Raw genomic sequence first — 17,600 nt, forward strand, 5'->3', positions numbered from 1 at the left:
GGCTCGCCTCAGTGAGGACCGGACGGAGGTCCGATCCGTGACACCGCCTGCCGTCACGGATCGGTGGGCCGCCTTGTCCTTGCTTCCGACCCCGCTCCGTACGAGAGCGGGCGTTGGTCGAACGAAGGGACGCGTCGTGAAGGTTGTTGTGATCGGTGGGACCGGGCTGATCGGGTCGAAGCTGGTGGCCAAGCTGGGCGAGCACGGGCACGAGGCGGTGCCGGCGGCCCCGAACACCGGCGTGAACACGCTGACGGGCGAGGGGCTCGCCGAGGTGCTCGACGGCGCGGCGGTCGTGGTGGACGTGTCGAACTCGCCGTCTTTCGCCGACGACGCGGTGATGGAGTTCTTCCGGACCTCGACCACGAACCTGCTGGGGTACTCGGCGAAGGCGGGGGTCGGGCACTACGTGGCGCTGTCGGTGGTCGGTACGGACCGGCTGTCGGAGTCGGGCTACTTCCGCGCGAAGATCGAGCAGGAGAGGCTGATCCGCGAGGCGGACCGGCCGTACTCGATCGTGCACGCCACGCAGTTCTTCGAGTTCGTCCGGGGTATTGCGGACCTGAGCACGGTCGACGGCAAGGTCCTCCTGCCGCCTGCCCTGTTCCAGCCGATGGCGTCCGACGACGTCGCCGCCGGGGTCGGCCGGGTCGCGGTGGGGGAGCCGCTGAACGGGATCCGCGAGATCGGCGGCCCCGAGCAGTTCCGGCTGGACGAGCTGGTGCGCAAGGCCCTCGCGGCGAGGAACGACCCGCGCGAGGTCGTCACCGACGAGAAGGCGCGTTACTCCGGCGCGCTGATCGGCGAGCGGACGCTGCTCCCCGGCCCGGACGCCCAGCTCGGGGAGATCACCCTCGGCACCTGGCTCGCCCAGCAGAAGTGACGGCACGCGCCGCGCGACCGAGCGGCCGCCTGGCACCCCACCTCGAATCCTCTTGGAGCAGTCATGACCGTCGACCACTCGCACCACATCGACGACCCGAACCGGACGACGCCCCCGCCGCAGTTCACGGTCGCCGGCTCGGTGCCGACCCCGCCGATGCCGGATCAGTCCGAGGCGATGACCATCGTCGTCACCCTGCCGCCGGGGAGCACCGGCAGCCCGCCGCACCGGCACTCCGGTCCGGCCTTCGGGTACGTGCTCGAGGGCCAGATGATCTTCGAGTTGGAGGGTGATCCCGAGCGCGTGGTGCGCGCCGGGGAGACCTTCTGGGAGCCCGGCGGCGACCTCATCCACTACCAGGACGGCAACAACCTCGCGGACGCGCAGACCCGGTTCGTCGTGACCATGTTCTGCGTCCCCGGCCAGCCGATGCTCGTCCCGGTGAGCGCCGAGGAGCTCGAGGAACGCCGCCCTCGTCGCGCTCCTCGCCCGTCCGGAAGCCGATCATGAGCGAACCCGTCCTCGAACCGGCGGCGCAGGAGATCGCGGACGCCACCGCCACGCCGCCGTTCCTGTACGAGCTCGACGTGGAGGGCGCCCGGAAGGTCCTCGACGACATCCAGGCCGCCCCTGTCGAGAAGCTCGACGTCGCCGAGAAGTGGATCGCCGTGCCGGCCGACGTCGGTCCGGTGACGGTCCGCATCGTCAAGCCGGTCGGGGCGACGGGGGTTCTGCCGACCGTCCTCTACATGCACGGTGGGGGGTGGGTCCTCGGCAACGCCGGCACCCACGATCGGCTCGTGCGCGAGCTCGCCGTGGGCGCGAACGCCGCGGTCGTGTTCGTCGAGTACGACCGCTCGCCGGAGGCCCGCTACCCGCTCGCCATCGAGCAGGGTTACGCGACCGCCCGGTGGATCACCGAGTACGGCCGGTCAGAGGGACTCGACGCGTCGCGGCTCGCCATCGCCGGTGACTCCGTCGGCGGGAACATGAGCGCGGCCCTCACGATCATGGCGAAGCAGCGGGGCGACGTCACGTTCGTGCACCAGTCGCTGTACTACCCGGTCACCGACGCCGCGCAGGACACGGCGAGCTACCGGGAGTTCGCGGACGGCCCGTACCTGACCGCGAAGGGGATGGCCTGGTTCTGGGACGCCTACACGACCGACCCCGCCCAGCGGGCGGAGATCACCGCGTCACCGCTGCGGGCGAGCCTCGAGGAGCTCGCGGGCCTGCCCCCAGCGTTCGTCGCGGTGGACGAGAACGACGTCCTCCGCGACGAGGGTGAGGCCTACGCCCGCCGCCTCACGCAGGCGGGCGTGCCCACGACGAGCGTCCGCTACAACGGCACGCTCCACGACTTCATGATGCTCAACCCCGTGCACGGGACCCGCGCCGCGACGGCCGCCATCGAGCAGGCCATCCGCGTCCTGCGCGGGGCGCTCGGCACCGGCTGAACCGCAATCGACCTCAGGGAGATGGACATGTCCGCACAGAACCTCACCGTGCTCCTGATCCACGGAGCCTTCGCCGAGTCCGCGAGCTGGAACCCGGTGATCGCCAGGCTCCGCGCGGAGTCGGTGGACGTCGTCGCGGTGGCCAACCCGCTGCGCAGCGTCTCCGGTGACGCCGCCTACCTGCGCGACGTCATCACCGGCATCGGCACGCCGGTCGTGCTCGCCGGTCACTCCTACGGCGGCATGGTGATCACCGAGGCGGCGGCGGGCAACGACGCCGTCAGGGCGCTCGTCTACGCCGCCGCGTTCGCCCCCGACCGCGGCGAGAGCGCGCTCCAGCTGGCGAGCCGGTTCCCCGGCAGCACGCTCGGCGAGGCCATCGTGCCCTCCCCGGTCGCGGGCGGGGGCAACGAGTTCCGGATCCGGCCGGACGCGTTCCACCATCAGTTCGTCGCCGACGGGACGGCGGAAGAGGCCGCGCTGATGGCGGTGACCCAGCGCCCGGTCACGGAGGCGGCGCTGGCCGAAGGCCTGCCCACGGACGTACCGGCGTGGCGGCAGCTGCCGTCGTGGTTCGTGTTCGGCGACCAGGACCGCAACATCCCCGCAGAGGCGCTGCGGTTCATGGCCGATCGCGCGGGGTCGAAGGGCACTCGCGAGGTCGCGGGCGCATCGCACGCCATCAGCGTCGGGGCACCCGACCAGGTGACGGCGACCATCCTCGACGCGGTCGGGGCGGCCGGGTGAGCGCGGGGGACGGTCAGCGGCTCGAACCGGTGCGGCGCGTCCACGCCGGAGTGCTCGACGTGGCCTACCACGAGGATGGCCCTGCCGACGGGGAGGTCGTGCTCCTCCTGCATGGTTTCCCCTACGACATCCACAGCTACGTCGACGTCGCGCCCGCGCTCGCCGCCGAGGGTTTCCGCGTGATCGTCCCCCACCTCCGCGGGCACGGAGCCACCCGGTTCCTCGATCCCGCAACGCCACGAAGCGGCCAGCAGGCCGCGCTGGGCGCCGACGTCGTGGCCCTGCTGGACGCGCTCGGCATCCGCCGCGCCGTCCTCGCCGGCTACGACTGGGGAGCCCGCGCGGCCTGCGTGGTGGCCGCGCTCTGGCCCGAGCGCTGTACCGGGCTCGTGTCCGTCAACAGCTACCTGATCCAGGACATCGCCGCGGCGATGACGCCGATCCGGCCCGATCTGGAAGCCGGGTTCTGGTACTTCTACTACTTCCTCACCGAACGCGGCAGGGCCGGGCTCGCCGCCGACCCCCGCGGCGTCGCCGAGGTGATCTGGCGGCGCAACTCGCCCGCGTGGCCGTTCGACGACGCCACGCTCGACCGGGCTGCCGAGGCCTTCACCAACCCCGACTACGTCGATGTGGTCATCCACTCCTATCGCCACCGCCTCGGATACGCCCCCGGCGCCCCGGCCTACGCCGAGATCGAACGACGACTCGCCGCTATGCCGGTGATCACGGTCCCGGCCGTCACCCTTGACGGCCTCGCCGACGGGAACTTCCCCGCCACCGACGGCAGCCCGTCAGCAGCGCATTTCACCGGCCCTCGACTGCACCTCCAGGTCACCGGGGCGGGGCACAACCTGCCCCAGGAAGCCCCGAAGGACTTCGCCGACGCCGTCCGAGAGGTGATCCACCTACGTCACGCATGGAGCGAAGATGAGCACCCCGACCGGCGATGACGCCTTCCTGAACTCGCTGGAGCAGGACGTCGCGGCAGAACTCCGCCGGGCGGAGGCCAGCGAGCCGGACGACGAGGCGGGCGGTCTCCCGATCGACGAGTGGATGTTCGATCCGGCGGATGTCCAGCGCGAAGAGATCGGACTCCGCAGCCTTCTCGGCGCGGTGAAGGCCATGGAGAACGGCTCCCGGCCCAGCGCCGCCCCGGCATCCGCCCACGGCATCCACGTGGCCGCCCGTGGCCACTGCCTGAGCCTGGTACGGGCCGTGGACCGGCCCACCGGGGCTGCGCGCTACGGGCGGATGTTCCCGGACCTGAACCCGCTGGGCACCGACCCACAGCTGCTGATGCGCGCGGGCGGCAACGGCGGGATCTGCGACGCCGCCGCGGTGCTGGGCGGGCTGGGTCCCGGCGACGACGACGCCTCCGAGGCCGCGGGGTGGCCGTTCTTCGGCCAGCTGATCGCCCACGACATCACCGCCGATCGCTCGCCCATCGAAGGCGACGTCGCGCCTGATGCGCTGCGCAACGCCCGCGCCCCGAAGCTCAACCTGGAGATGCTCTATTCCGACGGCCCGGTCGGGTCGCCGTACCTGTTCGACATCGCCGACCCGGCGAAGTTCCTGCTCGGACCGGATGGCGCCGACGCGCCGCGCAACCACCAGGGCGTCGCCCTGATCGGCGATCCCCGCAACGACGTGCACCTGTTCGCGCTGGCCCTGCACGTCGCCCTGCTGCAGGCGCACAACCGCACCGTCGACCTGCTGCGCGAGAACGGGGTGCCCGAGGCCGAGGTCTTCGAGCGGGCACGGATCATCCTCACCTGGCACTACCAGTGGGTCGTGGTCCATGACTTCCTGCCCCGTCTCGTCGGGGCGAGCCTCGTCGAGCGCGTGCTCGCCGAGGGCAGCCGGTGGTTCACGCCCGCGCCCGGGCAGGCCTACATCCCGCTGGAGTTCGCCGACGCGGCTTTCCGCTACGGCCACGGCCAGATCCGGCACACCTACCGGCTCGTCAACGGCGGTCCGCTGGTGCCGCTCTTCCCCGACCTCGTCGGGTTCGGCCCGCAACCCGCCGATCGTCGCCTGGATCTCGCGCAGGTCTTCGATCTGCCGGGACGCCCGCCCGCGCAGCGCGCCAAACGTCTCGACGGCCGGCTCGCGACCAGCCTGATCGGCCTTCCGGAGCAGGTCACGGGCGCGGTCGACACCGCCGCCTACCGTTCACTCGCGGTCCGCGACCTGCTGCGCGGCGAGACCACCGCGCTGCCAAGCGGGGAGGCGGTCGCGCAGGTCATGAACGTCTCGCCGCTGACGGCGGACGAGCTGGATCAGGCGTGGCCGCACGGCACCCCGCTGTGGTTCTACATCCTCAAGGAGGCCGAGCACCGCGGCGGCGGTGACCGGCTCGGCCCGGTGGGCGGCCGGATCGTGGCGGAGGTCCTGATCGGGCTGCTGCGCGCCGACCCGGCGAGCTACCTGAGCCTCGAACCGGACTGGGAGCCGATCCTCCCCGCCGACGGACCGGACTTCGGCCTGGCGGATCTGCTCACCCTCGGTGCCACGCGCGACCGAGCGGGCGGCGCCGCCGGCCCATGATTGCCAGGCCGGTGCATTCCCGGCCGAACACGGCCGTCCGCGCGCCGGAGGGGCGCTCATGTCCGAGCGATGGGTGCCGCGCACCACGTCACACCCCGACACTGGCTGCCGCGCTCGCGCGCAGGGCATCATGGGATCACCCGCGCTGATCGGAGCCGGGCCTCCTTGACCTGCGCGGTGGTGGTTGATGTCGAGCGGCGCTGTCCGGCGCAGGTTGCTTGGCAGGCGTAGCGAGTGCGAGGCGCTCGGTCGGCTCGTGGCGAACGTCAGGGCCGGTCGGAGCCGGGTACTGGTCCTGCGCGGTGAGGCGGGGGTCGGCAAGTCCGCGTTGGTGGACTACCTGGTGGGGAGCGCGGCGGGGTGCCGGATCGCGCGCGCCGTCGGCGTCGAGTCCGAGATGGAGCTGCCGTTCGCCGGGCTGCACCAGCTGTGCGTGCCGATGATGGCGCATCTCGATCGCCTTCCCGGCCCGCAACGGGACGCATTGTCCGTCGCGTTCGGGCTGAGCACGGGCAGCGCGCCGGACCGGTTCATGGTCGGGTTGGCGGTGCTGAGCCTGCTGGCCGAGGTGGCGGAGGAACAGCCCCTCGTCTGCGTGATCGACGACGCGCAGTGGCTCGATCAGGTCTCCGCGCAGACGCTGGCCTTCGTCGCGCGTCGGCTGCTCGCGGAGCGGGCGGCGCTGGTGTTCGCGGTGCGCGAGCCGGTGTTCGCCCCGGCCGACCCGTTGGTGGGGCTGCCGGAGCTCGTGGTCACGGGCCTGCGCGACGGTGACGCCCGTGCGCTTCTGGAGTCGGCGGTCCCCGGGCGGATCGACGAGCGGGTCAGGGATCGGATCGTCGCCGAGACCCGCGGCAACCCGCTGGCCCTTCTGGAGCTGCCACGGGGGTTGACGGCGGCGGAGCTGGCCGGTGGGTTCGGGCGTCCCGACGCGCGGCCGCTCGCCGGCCAGATCGAGCAGAGTTTCCTGCGGCGTATCGAGGCGCTCCCGATCGCGACGCAACGGCTGCTGCTGTCCGCGGCCGCCGAGCCGCTGGGGGACGTGTCGTTGTTGCGGCGGGTGGCCGAGCGGCTCGGCATTGAGCCGGACGCAGCGGCCGCGGCCGAGGCGGCGGGGCTGATCGAGCTCGGGGTGCGGGTGCGGTTCCACCATCCGCTGGTGCGCTCGGCCGCGTACCGCGCGGCGAGCGCCGACGACCGCCAGGCCGTCCATCGCGCGTTGGCCGCCGCGACCGATCCCGAGTCCGATCCGGATCGCCGAGCATGGCATCGGGCACATGGGGTGGTGGAACCCGACGAGTCGGTGGCAGGCGAGCTGGAGCGCTCGGCCGACCGGGCGCAGGCCAGGGGCGGAATCGCCGCCGCGGCCGTGTTCCTGAAACGCTCGACCGAGCTGACGCCCGATCCGGTCAACCGCGTCGCACGTGCGCTGGCCGCAGCGCACGCCAGCTTCGAGGCAGGATCCTCCGACGCAGCCTCCGAGCTGCTCGCCGCAGCGGAGCTGGGTCCCGTCGGCGAGCTGCAGCGCGCGCGGCTGGCCCGACTCCGTGCCCGAATAGTGTTCACCCGCCGGCGCGGCCGCGACGCGGTGCCGTTCCTGGTCGATGCGGCCGACCAACTCGAACGACTCGGCGACGGACAGGCCAGGGAGGCCTACCTCGAGTCGTTGGGTGCCGCGGTCTTCGCCGGTCGCCTGCTCGGTCAGAACGGGCTGCGGGAGGTGGCCGAGGCCGCCAGGGCAGCGCCGCCGGCCTCGCGGCCGCCACGGCCGATCGACGTGCTCCTGGACGGGCTGGTGGCGCGGTTCACCGAGGGCCACGTCGCGGGTGCGCCGCTTCTGAAGCGGGCGCTGCAGGCGTTCCGGCAGGATTCCCGACCCGACGAGGACGACTTCATACGCTGGTACTGGCTGGCGTGGTTCGTCGCGGGCGACATGTGGGACGACGAGACGTCGTACGAGCTGACCACGCGCGCGGTCCGGCTGGCTCGCGAGGCCGGGGCGCTCAACGTCCTCCCCCTGGCCCTGACCCACCGTGCTGCCGTGCACCTGCACGCCGGAGAGTTTGCTGCGGCCTCGGAGCTGATCGAGGAGTGCGACGCGCTCACGGAGGCCACCGGCCACGCACCCATGGGGTACTCCAAGCTGTCGCTCGTCGCCTGGCGCGGCGAGGCATCGGCGGCTTCGGTGCCGTTCCAGTCCGATGCCCAGGACGGGATCTCCTGGGGCGAGGGACGAGCCATCGGTGGGGTCGAGTACGTGCGGGCGGTGCTGTACAACGGTCTCGGTCGATACCAGGAGGCCCTGGCCAGCGCGAAACGGGGGTGCGAGTTCGAGGATCTGGGGGTCTCCGGGTTCACACTCGTCGAGCTCGTCGAGGCCGGTGTTCGAGGTGATGCCCCCGAGGTGGCCGGTGCTGCCATGCGACGACTCGAGGAGCGAACCGACGCCAGCGGAACGGACTGGGCCCTCGGCGTACGAGCCCGGTCGGCCGCGCTGCTGAGCGACGGCCGGTCCGCGGACTCGCTGTACCGCGAGGCGATCGAGCGCCTCGAACGCACCCGCGTCAACGTCCACCTCGCCCGTGCTCATCTGGTGTACGGCGAATGGCTGCGCCGGGAGAACCGGCGCGTCGACGCGCGTGCGCAACTCCGGACCGCCCACGAGATGTTGAGCGGTTTCGGCGCCGGGGCGTTCGCCGAGCGCGCTCGTCGTGAACTCCAGGCCACCGGTGAGACGGTCCGTCGACGCTCGGCCGACGTGCGTGAGGTCCTCACCGCGCAGGAGGCCCAGATCGCCCGCCTCGCCGGCGAGGGGATGACGAACTCCGAGATCGGCGCCGAACTGTTCATCAGCCCCCGCACCGTCGAATGGCACCTGCGCAAGGTGTTCACCAAGCTCGACGTCAGCTCGCGCAACAAGCTACGCGGAGCGCTGACCCGCGCCTGATCGTAGGTTGTCACGCAATGGCGCTCCGTCTTGTCCACACTGGGGCGCCGAAACGAATCGGTCCCGGAGCGGACAGGAGCGTGCGATGGAGGAAGCGCGAGAGCGAGGGCTGCCGGTCGTCGTCGGCATCGACGGGTCGCCTTCGGCGCTCGAGGCCGCCCGCTGGGCGGCGCGCGAAGCCGCGCGTCGCCGGACCGGCCTGCGCTTGATCAGCGCATTCGGCTGGCTCGAGACGAGGCACCTCCACAGCGGGGGACTCGGTGTTCGCTACCGCGAGACGATGTTGGAGCGCACCCGCGAGGAGGTCTCGGCGGCCGCAGCGGCCGCAGCGGAGGCCGCTCCCGGCGTCGAGATCTCCGAGCGTGTCGTCGACGGCTTCCCGGTGCCGCTGCTGCTCGCCGCGTCGCGCCGGGCGGGCCTGGTCGTCCTCGGTGATCGCGGGCTCGGCGGGTTCACGTCCCTGCTCGTCGGTTCGGTGGCCATCGGGCTGGCCGCGGGGGCGGCGTGCCCGGTCGTGGTCGTTCGTGGTGAACGGTCGTCCGAGGCGGGCCCGGTCGTGGTCGGCGTCGACGGCTCGGAGATCAGCGACATGGCGTTGGGCTTCGCCTTCGAGACGGCAGCGCGGCGCGAGGTGCCCCTTGTGGCGGTGCACGCCTGGACCGACAGCGTGCTCGAGGCCGCCGTGGCGCCGCTGCTGGATTGGGACGCCATCGAGGCGGACGAGCATCGCGTGCTCGCCGAGCGCTTGGCGGGGTGGGGAGGGAAGTACCCCGATGTCGAGGTGCGCCGGGTGGTCGTACAGGACCGGCCCGCGCACGCGTTGATCGAGCAGGCGAGCGCCGATGGCGCTCAGCTCGTGGTCGTCGGCTCGCACGGGAGGGGCAGTGCGGCGGGCCTCGTGCTCGGGTCGGTCAGTCACGCGGTGCTGCACCACTCACCGTGCCCGGTCGCGGTCGTCCGGTCCGAGCGGAGTGCCGCTGGGCGGTGACGCCCCGCCTGCGGTATGACGGGGTGTGGACGCCTTCTGGGACGACGTCGAACGCCACCTTGTCCGGTACGGACCGACCTTCACGCCGCGCATCATCGAACGCGCGGCAGGCTCCTACGTCTACGACAGTGACGGGGCGGCCATCCTTGACTTCACCTCCGGCCAGATGAGCGCGGTGCTGGGGCACTCGCACCCCGATGTCGTCCGAGCGGTCTCCCGGTCGGTCGCCTCGCTGGACCACCTGTTCAGCGGGATGCTGAGCCGCCCGGTCGTCGACCTGGCCAGAAGGCTGTCGGCGACGTTGCCCGACCCCCTGACCAAGACGCTGCTGCTGACGACCGGTGCGGAGTCCAACGAGGCCGCCGTCAAGATGGCGAAGCTGTACACCGGCAGGTACGAGATCGTCTCGTTCGACCGGTCATGGCACGGGATGACGTCCGGAGCCGCGGCGGCGACCTTCTCCGCCGGGCGCCGGGGGTACGGCCCGACCCTGCCGGGGAACTTCACGCTGCCGACCCCCAACGCCTACCGGTCGCCGTTCCGCAGGCCGGATGGTTCCTACGACTGGGAGGCCGAGCTCGAGTACGGGTTCGCGCTGGTCGACCAGCAGTCGACCGGGGCTCTGGCCGCGTGTCTCGTCGAGCCGATCCTGTCGTCGGGCGGGGTCATCGAACTGCCGCCCGGCTACCTCGCCCGCCTGAAGGAGATGTGCGCCGAGCGCGGCATGCTGCTCGTCCTCGACGAGGCGCAGACCGGTCTCGGGCGAACCGGTCACATGTACGCGTTCGAGCGCGACGGGGTCGTCCCCGACATCCTCACCCTGTCCAAGACGCTCGGCGCGGGCCTGCCGGTCGCGGCGGTGGTGACGAGCGGCGAGATCGAGCAGGTCTGCCGGGACCGCGGCTTCCTCTTCTTCACCACCCACGTCTCCGATCCCCTCGCGGCGACGGTCGCGCTGACCGTCCTCGACGTCATCGAGCGGGACAACCTCGTCGAACGTGCCGCCAAGCTGGGCGAGCAGCTCACGGAGCGGCTGCTGCGGCTGCGCGCCGACCACGAGGTCGTCGGCGACGTCCGCGGCCGTGGGCTCCTGCAGGGCATCGAGCTCGTGACCGACAAGGAGAGCAAGGCCCCCGCCGACGCGCTCGGCCAGGCCGTCACCGCGGCCTGCCTCGACCGGGGGCTGCACGTCAACATCGTCCAGCTGCCGGGCATGGGCGGGATCTTCCGGATCGCCCCGCCGCTCACGGCGAGCGACGAGGAGCTCCACGCCGGCATCGACATCCTCGACGCCGCGCTCGAGGCCGTCAGCTCGTCCCGGTAGGGCCGAGGCCGGCGCGCGACACCGGGACGAGCGGGGGCCGGTCGCCCCGCGGGCCGAAGGCGTCGACCACCGCCGACACCCCGGAGTTCGACGCGCCGGCCACCACGACCTGCACCGCGTCGGGCGAAGTGAGCACGTGGAAGGACCCGGTGGTGGGGTCGATGCCCTCGTCGGGCACCGCCTCGGGGTGATCGGCGGGCAGCCGCCACGACGTGGTGCGGGAGACCGCGGTCTTGCCGACCCGGTCGAGGTCCTCGCGGCGCAGGACGGCCTCCTCGAACACGAACCGGCGGATGGCCGGCTTGTCGAAGCCCTGCCCGGCCAGCAGGTGGGCGTGCTCCGGGCTGAGCACGAGGCAGGAGGAGGTCGTGCGGTGCAGCATCGCGCCGGTGCGGGCGATCGTCCCGGCCAGGTCACGTAGCAGCTGCGGCGCCTCGGAGGTGTGCCGCGCCTCGATGTGGGCGACCGCGCGGATCGTCATCGCGGTGACGGTGCTCTCGTCAGGGGAGAACCCGAACTCCTCGTGGAACGCCGGCCACGGGCTCTCCTCCTGGTTCTCCCCGATGCAGCAGGTGTACTTCGCCGGGGTGCCTTGGGTGGCCTGGTCGAGCGCGTGCGGGCGGAGCCCCAACGCGTTGAGCGCCGCGAGCCGGATCGCCCGACCGATCGTGGCGTTCGCGCGGAAACCCGAGCCGAACACGTTGCCCCGGCAGTTGATGCCGAGCTCCCCGCGTACCGGCCCGTTCACCAGGAGCAGCGGCGCGGTGCCCGTGGTGCTCTGCCAGATGCCCCGCCCGGCGTACCCCTCGGCGCGCAGCGAGTCCCAAGCCGCGAGGACCACCGGGAAGTACTCCGGGCGGCAGCCGGCCATCGCCGCGTTCAGCGCCGCCAGCCGCACCGTGCACTCGCGGCCGATCTGCGGCATGGCCAGCAGGACCTCGTCCGGCGTGCGGTCGGTCTGCGCGAGGAACGCGTCGAGCCGCTCCGCGGTGCACGGGACCACCGGGAGCCCGTCGCTCCACTCCTGGTCGTAGCAGTACTCGATCGCGTCCACGATGGCGTCCGCGATCGCGCGGGTGTCCTCGACCGTCATGCCTCGACCCCCAGTTGCGCGAGGATGCGCGGGAGCATCGCGCTCACGCGCTCGCGCACCTCGTCCCGCGAGAGGCTCGCCACCGGGTGCTCCGTCACGACGTACGGAAAGCCGGGGAAGCCGTACGAGCGCGCCATCGCGTCAGCGGCGAGGCGGAACGGTTCGGTGCAGATGCTGACGGCCGGAATGCCGGCACGCTCCAGCAGGATCCCGTCGGCCAGACTGGCCGCGCTGCACGAGCCTCAATCACCGACCGCCGTGACGGCGAAGTTGCAGGTGGCGACGATGCGCTCGACCTGGGTCTGCTCCACGGGCGTGCCGAAGTAGCCCTTGGTGAACACCTTCACGTCCTGCAGCCGGAACCGCTCGCCGAGCTGCCTGCCGACCTCCTCGAGCAGCAGGGCCGCGTTCGGCTTGCCGTTGTCCAGCAGGCCGAGGGTCGCCCCGTGCAGGGTGGTGAGCCGCGGGGAGAGGGAGCGGTCCTCGATACCTTCCACCGCGCCCGTCGGGTCCAGGAACACGCTCGCCCAGTCGGTCACGGCCACCTCCGAGTTCTCCCGGTACGGCGACGGTATCCAGCGGGAGCGGCGCCGTCGTCGGTCGGGAGTGCACCTGGGAACGCGTCATTTGCCGCTAGCGCCGCGCGTACACGCGCACCCAGTCGACCTCGAGGCTGACCTCGGCGGGTGTGGTCTCGTCCGGCGCGAGGATCCACTCCTCGAACGGGCCCATGTCGAGCTGGATCGCCAGGTGCATGGAACTCGTCGGGATCACGTTGCGGTCGGTGGTCTCGAACTGCTTGACGCCGTCGACGTACCACGTGATCCGGTTGGGCAGCCAGTCCATCGCGAACGTGTGCCACTGGCTGAAGTCGCCGGCCACCTTGTTGCCCGCGAGCTTGTTCTGGGCCGAGTAGTGGATCACGAAGTGGGCCTGCGACCGGTCCTCCCGCGGCACCTCCATCATGTCCAGCTCGCCATCGGCCTCCTTGTCCAGGGAATCCGGCCACAGCAGGATCGCCGAGCCCCGGCCGCGGCCCTTGTCCGTGCGGGCGCGGAACTCCCAACGCCCGTACCTCTGGCTGCGCTCGTGGTTCATGCCGCCGGACACGTTGCCGCGGGCGGTGATGCGCAGCATGCCGTCCTCGACGGTGATGGCCTCGGGGCGGCGAAAGCCGTTGCCGAACCCGCCCACGGAGTTGTAGCGGTTCCACACGGTCGGATCGAGCCGCGTCCCGTCGAAGTCGTCGCTGAACACCAGCCGCCACTCGTCCCCGGCGGTCCCGGGATGCCGGCTGCCCGGGCTGCGCGCGTCGTCGATCAGCGGGGCGGGGACGGCGGTCGGTGCGGGAGATGGCGCCGGCAGCGCCTCGAACAGGTCCGGCTCACCGGTCACGGGGCTCCCGCAACCGGCCACCAGGACAGCGACGGCACCGAGCAGCGCACAGCAGACGCGCCGCGGGAACCGGGACATCCAGCCTCCTCGACGTGCACGCCGGAGGGGGAGTCACGGGGAGCGCCGGCGCGCAGGGCGACGATAGCGAACCGGACGAAAAGGGATATATCGGGTGTCGCTCGCTCAGGTCAGCGGCGCCACCGCATCGGCGAGGGGTCGGAGGACGTCCGGCGTGGCGTCCAGCGGGAGGTTGAGGACGATCAGGTCGACGCCCGCCGCGGTGAAGTCCTCGATCTGCCCGAGCGCCGCTTCGAGGGCCTGCTCCAGCGGGACGTCACCGTCGATCCGGACGTTCACCGAGCAGGTGATCTCGGCGGGGTCGCGGCCGACCTCGGCGCAGCGGGTGACGAGCGTGTCCTTCAGCGGGCGCCACTCGTCGGCGTCGGTGACGATGACGTTCCACGCCTGCGCCCAGCGGGCGACGGCGCCGAGGGTGCGGCGCGGACCGCGGCCGCCGATCGTGATCGGCGGATGCGGGCGCTGCACCGGCTTGGGTTCGCAGCGGGCCTCGGTGAGCGTGACGTAGCTGCCCTTGAACGTCGTGACGGGGTCGCGCAGCAGCCCGACCATCGCCTCGACCCCCTCGTCGAACCGGTCGAACCGCTCCCGCATCGGGGGCAGCGGGATTCCGTACGCGTCGCATTCCTGCTGGTTCCAGCCGGCGCCCACGCCCAGTTCGAGGCGTCCGCCCGAGATGACGTCGACGGTGGCGGCCATGTTCGCCAGCACGGCCGGATGGCGGTAGATCATGCCGGTGACCTGACAGCCGACGCGGATCCGGCGGGTGGCCTGGGCCAGTGCGGCGAGCGTCGTCCAGCCCTCCAGGTTCGGGCCGGCGAGGTCGCCGCTGAGCGGGTAGAAGTGGTCCCAGTTCCAGGCCGACTCGAAGACGTCGAACTCGTCGGCGGCCACCCAGACGTCGCGCATGCGTTCCCAGGTCGTGTGCTCGGGCCGTGTCTTGATCGCGAAGCGCATGTCGCGACCGTAGGCCGGGGCCGGGCGGCACGCCATGGTCCGGACGGGTTCACGCAGCGTCATCGGAGACGACGTCATCGTCACGGATGCGTGATCGGCGACTCTGCCGGGCTCACTCGATCGGGCGGCTTGTGTCGCATTTCGTGATGAATTCTCGGTGCGGATAGCGCGACCGGATCAATAATCGGGTAACGAGATCGGCGAGAGCGCCGGTGAGCTCGGTTTCTTCGTGGGAGGAGTTCATCCGACCGCCGGCCGCCGCCGATCCGGGAGGGCGGGAAGAGGGAGACCCGATCATGATCACGCTGCTCGTCACCGCCAGCGGTGCGAAGATCACGCCGTTGATCGGGTTCATGATCACCGGGTTCGAATGCCTCTCGCTCGGCGCGGTCGTCCTCCGCATCACGGATGCGATCCGCCGGCCGCGGCTCGCGGACCTCGCGGCGCAGCGTCGTGAGCGCTGGGAGGCGGTGCATCCCGTCCTGGCGGGCGACGGCGTCGAGCAGGACGACGACTGACGCGGGTCCCTCGTCGCGCCTTGACCTGGAGCGCGCTCCAGGGTGGAGCCTCGCAGTCATGAGTGGATCGATCATGGCTCGCAGCGTGGGGGAGTGGCGCGTTCCGGCGCTCGGAATCGGGACCTGGGCGCTGGGTGGTGACTGGGAGTTCGAGGGACGGTCGGCGGGCTGGGGCCCCGTGGACGACGACGAGTCGGTGGCGGCCGTTCGCGCCGCGTACGACGGCGGTGTGCGGTTCGTCGACACGGCGGACGTCTACGGGTGCGGGCACGCCGAGCGGGTCGTCGGCCGGGCGATCGCCCCGTTCCGCGACGACGTGGTGCTCGCGACCAAGGTCGGGCTGGTGTTCGACGAGGTCACGAGGACGGGCGCGGGCAGTGACCTGTCCGCAGCGCACGTCCGCAAGGCGTGCGACGAGAGCCTGCGCCGGCTCGGGGTGGACCACATCGACGTCTACGCGCGACACGGGCATGAGGATGGCCGACCTGCGCCGGTTCGTGTCGATCGACGGCGACCACGAACCGGCCCGCAGGCGGGAGCTGCTGGAGGCGCACCGAGCCGCCGTGCTGGAACGCATCGAGCGCACCCACCGCGAGCTGGAGGTGCTCGACGGCAAGATCGCGGCGTACCGGGAGATGGAGGAGCGGGCGGCTCATCCGGCTCAGGTCAGTTCGTGACGGCTGGTGGCGGCGGCTCTTCCGCATCCGCCTGGTCGGCGTCCACCGCGTCCGGGCTGTCGTCCCGTCCGGAGGCGGATGCCCCGCCATCAGGCCGGACCTCAGGGGGAGCGGTCATCGTCGGTTCGGCGTCCTGGTCGTGCTCGGCGCGGGCGTCCACCGGCTCGTTCCGCTGCTCAGGCATCTCCCGGACGTACCCCGGTGTGCCGGTTTCAGGCCGTGGCGACGGACTCGTTCGAGGTGTCGCGGGTTCGGCGCGCCCGCCGTCCCGTGGGGTGACGACGCTCGGATCTCGGGTGTCCGGGTGGTGGGGGTGCGGTGCTGCGGTAGCTGTGCCCGGTCGGTGTGGTGATCCGCAGCGTGTGCCGCGGTCCGGGCTCGGGTCGGACTTTCCAGCCGGGTGCTTGGCGGGCGTAGTTGCATTGGGCGCAGGTGCCGTTGCCGTTGTCCGCCGAGGTGGCCCCGTCCTGGTGGTGGGGTAGGGCGTGGTCGATGTGGCGGATCGGGGCGTCGCACCATGGGGTGGTGCAGTACTGGCCGCGGATCTCGATGAACCGGGCCAGCCCGGCCGGGAACACCCGCCGGGTCGAGTCCATCCCGACCAGCCGCCCGCTGTCGGGCCTGCTGTAGAGCCGCCGCAGCCAGGCGGTCTCGGTTTCGGCGGCGGAGACGGCGAGTCGGCGGGCCAGGCCGGCCGGGATCGGCCCGTACCCGGCCAGCTGCGCCGGCTGCTCACTGCCGTCGCCGTCGCCTTGACCTTCGCCGAGCAGGGTCCGGTCGGTCATGATCAGGTGGATCTCCACCGGCACCCCGTCCGCGGTGGCCTGCCCGGTGACGCGTTGCACGAGGGTGTCGGCCATCAGCTGGCCGCGGGTGCGCCCGTCCCCGGCCGCGATCGCGGTGTCCGCGGCTTTGCGCAGGGCGGCGTGGACGGCGACCCCGTGGGCGACGGGGAGCAGCGCGGTGACCCGGGCCATGACGTCCGGGGCCGGCCGGGAGGTGACCCGGCGTTCCGATTCGGCCTTCGCGCGGCGCCGGGTGTAGCCGGCCGGGTCGAGCCGGTAGGCGATCTTGCGGATCTCGCCGGTCAACCGCCGGTCCCCCCACCCGTGCAGCCCGGTGGGGTCGGCGCACAGGTGGGCGTCGACGAGCTGGCGGTGCTCTCGGGATAGGAAGATTGTTTCTTGGGCGAGCAGGCCGGCCCGCCATTCGGAGATCGCACCGTGTGCGAGGGCGGTGAGGGTGTGGGGCATCTCGGCGACCAGGACCTTGGCCAGGCCGAGGTGCCGGCTGCCGCGGTAGGGGGATTCTTGGCGGGCCAGCGCCACCTGCGCGGCCACCCCGCGGCCCTGCCGCTGCGCCGGCAGCCCGGTGGCGGCGTGCCCGGCCCGCATGGAAGTGTCCAGGTCGACGGCGATCCGGGCCTGGGCGGCCGCGGCGGCCGACTTCAACCGTTCCAGGGCCCGCAGTTGCTCGATCCGTTCGGTGTCGGGGACGTCCCGGTCGAACCGGGCCAGCCGATCGACCCAGGCGTTGATCGCTGCGGAGTTCAGCAGGTCATCCGGTAGCGCGTCTGACAGCGCGCCCGGCACGGCGTCCGGCGACACCTCCGGTGACGCGTCGGACGGCGCGTCCGGCCCGGCGCCCGGCGGCACATCGGGCAGCGCGTCCGGCAAGACGTCCGGCGACACTGCCGGCACGGTGTCGGGCACGGTGTCGGGCACGGTGGCGGGCAAGGTGTCGGGCAAGGCCTCCCAGGTGGGGACGACTGGCGGATCCGGCGCGGCGACCGGCCGCGCGCCCGACACCGGAGTTGGCGGGATGTCTGGCGGGTCGGCTGCGGTTTCGAGTAGTGCCCCGGTCAGCATGGTACGCATTCTTTGCTGTCGGGTATTCGCCGGTGTCGCGGACGCTTCTCGGGTCTTCGCGTGAGGGCGGGGGTTGGTGGGGTTGGCGCGGTTTTCGACATGCCTCCAGTTTACGCGA

Annotated in this window: 17 protein-coding genes and 1 pseudogene; 12 read left to right on the plus strand and 6 right to left on the minus strand. The window is 72.0% G+C overall.

Annotated features, from left to right (window positions below; all coding sequences use genetic code 11):
- Nucleotides 1–136 precede the first annotated feature (136 nt).
- The 9 genes from FHX44_RS27120 to FHX44_RS27160 all read left to right on the plus strand — a co-directional run bounded on the left by FHX44_RS27120 (nucleotide 137) and on the right by FHX44_RS27160 (nucleotide 10,896).
- Complete coding sequence (locus FHX44_RS27120) at nucleotides 137–883, plus strand: SDR family oxidoreductase (protein ID WP_147258390.1); 747 nt, start codon at nucleotides 137–139, stop codon at nucleotides 881–883.
- A 63-nt stretch (nucleotides 884–946) separates the two neighbouring features.
- On the plus strand, nucleotides 947–1,393 hold the full coding sequence (locus FHX44_RS27125) for a cupin domain-containing protein (protein WP_147258391.1): 447 nt from the start codon (nucleotides 947–949) through the stop codon (nucleotides 1,391–1,393).
- The gene (locus FHX44_RS27130) at nucleotides 1,390–2,340 is read left to right on the plus strand and encodes an alpha/beta hydrolase (protein ID WP_147258392.1); all 951 of its coding nucleotides are present in this window, start codon (nucleotides 1,390–1,392) and stop codon (nucleotides 2,338–2,340) included. Before FHX44_RS27125 ends, FHX44_RS27130 begins: the two co-directional genes overlap by 4 nt.
- A 27-nt stretch (nucleotides 2,341–2,367) precedes the next feature.
- Nucleotides 2,368–3,087, plus strand: a complete 720-nt coding sequence (locus FHX44_RS27135) for an alpha/beta fold hydrolase (RefSeq protein WP_147258393.1) — start codon at nucleotides 2,368–2,370, stop codon at nucleotides 3,085–3,087.
- Nucleotides 3,084–4,040 (plus strand): alpha/beta fold hydrolase, encoded by a 957-nt coding sequence (locus FHX44_RS27140; RefSeq protein WP_147258394.1) that lies wholly within the window; start codon nucleotides 3,084–3,086, stop codon nucleotides 4,038–4,040. The genes FHX44_RS27135 and FHX44_RS27140 overlap by 4 nt, the downstream gene beginning before the upstream one ends.
- Nucleotides 4,018–5,637 (plus strand): peroxidase family protein, encoded by a 1,620-nt coding sequence (locus tag FHX44_RS27145; protein WP_212612658.1) that lies wholly within the window; start codon nucleotides 4,018–4,020, stop codon nucleotides 5,635–5,637. The genes FHX44_RS27140 and FHX44_RS27145 overlap by 23 nt, the downstream gene beginning before the upstream one ends.
- Nucleotides 5,638–5,824: 187 nt before the next feature.
- Nucleotides 5,825–8,584: a helix-turn-helix transcriptional regulator gene (locus FHX44_RS27150; protein WP_147258395.1), complete on the plus strand. Its 2,760-nt coding sequence runs from the start codon at nucleotides 5,825–5,827 to the stop codon at nucleotides 8,582–8,584.
- A gap of 85 nt (nucleotides 8,585–8,669) precedes the next feature.
- Nucleotides 8,670–9,572, plus strand: coding sequence for a universal stress protein (locus tag FHX44_RS27155; RefSeq protein WP_147258396.1), 903 nt, complete (start codon nucleotides 8,670–8,672; stop codon nucleotides 9,570–9,572).
- 25 nt (nucleotides 9,573–9,597) lie between these two features.
- Entirely contained in the window at nucleotides 9,598–10,896 is a 1,299-nt protein-coding gene (locus FHX44_RS27160) for an aspartate aminotransferase family protein (protein ID WP_147258397.1), read from the plus strand.
- Here FHX44_RS27160 and FHX44_RS27165 read toward each other — a convergent pair.
- The 4 genes from FHX44_RS27165 to FHX44_RS27180 form a co-directional block, all read right to left on the minus strand.
- Nucleotides 10,880–11,989 (minus strand): hypothetical protein, encoded by a 1,110-nt coding sequence (locus tag FHX44_RS27165; protein ID WP_212612659.1) that lies wholly within the window; start codon nucleotides 11,987–11,989, stop codon nucleotides 10,880–10,882. The two genes, FHX44_RS27160 and FHX44_RS27165, sit on opposite strands and share 17 nt — an antisense overlap.
- A complete protein-coding gene (locus FHX44_RS44280; RefSeq protein WP_425469156.1) occupies nucleotides 11,986–12,534 on the minus strand; it encodes a UGSC family (seleno)protein in 549 nt (182 codons plus the stop codon). Before FHX44_RS44280 ends, FHX44_RS27165 begins: the two co-directional genes overlap by 4 nt.
- An 88-nt stretch (nucleotides 12,535–12,622) precedes the next feature.
- Entirely contained in the window at nucleotides 12,623–13,462 is an 840-nt protein-coding gene (locus FHX44_RS27175) for a glycoside hydrolase family 16 protein (RefSeq protein WP_147258398.1), read from the minus strand.
- 105 nt (nucleotides 13,463–13,567) lie between these two features.
- Nucleotides 13,568–14,419 (minus strand): TIGR03560 family F420-dependent LLM class oxidoreductase, encoded by an 852-nt coding sequence (locus tag FHX44_RS27180; RefSeq protein ID WP_147258399.1) that lies wholly within the window; start codon nucleotides 14,417–14,419, stop codon nucleotides 13,568–13,570.
- Nucleotides 14,420–14,715: 296 nt separating this feature from the next.
- Here FHX44_RS27180 and FHX44_RS27185 point away from each other — a divergent pair, with 296 nt between their 5' ends.
- The 3 genes and pseudogenes from FHX44_RS27185 to FHX44_RS27195 all read left to right on the plus strand — a co-directional run bounded on the left by FHX44_RS27185 (nucleotide 14,716) and on the right by FHX44_RS27195 (nucleotide 15,614).
- Entirely contained in the window at nucleotides 14,716–14,937 is a 222-nt protein-coding gene (locus FHX44_RS27185; protein ID WP_147258400.1) for a hypothetical protein, read from the plus strand.
- A 73-nt stretch (nucleotides 14,938–15,010) separates the two neighbouring features.
- Nucleotides 15,011–15,391 (plus strand): annotated as a pseudogene (locus FHX44_RS44285) (aldo/keto reductase); the annotation flags it as partial.
- Nucleotides 15,392–15,407: 16 nt separating this feature from the next.
- Nucleotides 15,408–15,614, plus strand: a complete 207-nt coding sequence (locus FHX44_RS27195) for a MerR family transcriptional regulator (protein WP_147258401.1) — start codon at nucleotides 15,408–15,410, stop codon at nucleotides 15,612–15,614.
- Here the strand turns inward: FHX44_RS27195 and FHX44_RS27200 are convergent.
- Together FHX44_RS27200 and FHX44_RS27205 are read right to left on the minus strand one after the other, a co-directional pair.
- On the minus strand, nucleotides 15,604–15,798 hold the full coding sequence (locus tag FHX44_RS27200) for a hypothetical protein (RefSeq protein ID WP_147258402.1): 195 nt from the start codon (nucleotides 15,796–15,798) through the stop codon (nucleotides 15,604–15,606). The two genes, FHX44_RS27195 and FHX44_RS27200, sit on opposite strands and share 11 nt — an antisense overlap.
- Before the next feature lie 28 nt (nucleotides 15,799–15,826).
- A complete protein-coding gene (locus FHX44_RS27205) occupies nucleotides 15,827–17,362 on the minus strand; it encodes an HNH endonuclease signature motif containing protein (protein WP_212612660.1) in 1,536 nt (511 codons plus the stop codon).
- Nucleotides 17,363–17,600: the final 238 nt, after the last annotated feature.

Origin of the sequence: Pseudonocardia hierapolitana (assembly GCF_007994075.1) — a bacterium.
Classification (GTDB): Bacteria; Actinomycetota; Actinomycetes; order Mycobacteriales; family Pseudonocardiaceae; genus Pseudonocardia; species Pseudonocardia hierapolitana.

Bases quoted from the DNA above. Each gene is read 5' to 3' on its own strand.
- FHX44_RS27125 (WP_147258391.1), top strand. From the start codon at position 947: ATGACCGTCGACCACTCGCACCACATCGACGACCCGAACCGGACGACG.
- FHX44_RS27130 (WP_147258392.1), top strand. From the start codon at position 1,390: ATGAGCGAACCCGTCCTCGAACCGGCGGCGCAGGAGATCGCGGACGCC.
- FHX44_RS27135 (WP_147258393.1), top strand. From the start codon at position 2,368: ATGTCCGCACAGAACCTCACCGTGCTCCTGATCCACGGAGCCTTCGCC.
- FHX44_RS27145 (WP_212612658.1), top strand. From the start codon at position 4,018: ATGAGCACCCCGACCGGCGATGACGCCTTCCTGAACTCGCTGGAGCAG.
- FHX44_RS27150 (WP_147258395.1), top strand. From the start codon at position 5,825: ATGTCGAGCGGCGCTGTCCGGCGCAGGTTGCTTGGCAGGCGTAGCGAG.
- FHX44_RS27155 (WP_147258396.1), top strand. From the start codon at position 8,670: ATGGAGGAAGCGCGAGAGCGAGGGCTGCCGGTCGTCGTCGGCATCGAC.
- FHX44_RS27165 (WP_212612659.1), bottom strand. From the start codon at position 11,989: ATGACGGTCGAGGACACCCGCGCGATCGCGGACGCCATCGTGGACGCG.
- FHX44_RS27175 (WP_147258398.1), bottom strand. From the start codon at position 13,462: ATGTCCCGGTTCCCGCGGCGCGTCTGCTGTGCGCTGCTCGGTGCCGTC.
- FHX44_RS27180 (WP_147258399.1), bottom strand. From the start codon at position 14,419: ATGCGCTTCGCGATCAAGACACGGCCCGAGCACACGACCTGGGAACGC.
- FHX44_RS27185 (WP_147258400.1), top strand. From the start codon at position 14,716: ATGATCACGCTGCTCGTCACCGCCAGCGGTGCGAAGATCACGCCGTTG.
- FHX44_RS27195 (WP_147258401.1), top strand. From the start codon at position 15,408: ATGAGGATGGCCGACCTGCGCCGGTTCGTGTCGATCGACGGCGACCAC.
- FHX44_RS27200 (WP_147258402.1), bottom strand. From the start codon at position 15,798: ATGCCTGAGCAGCGGAACGAGCCGGTGGACGCCCGCGCCGAGCACGAC.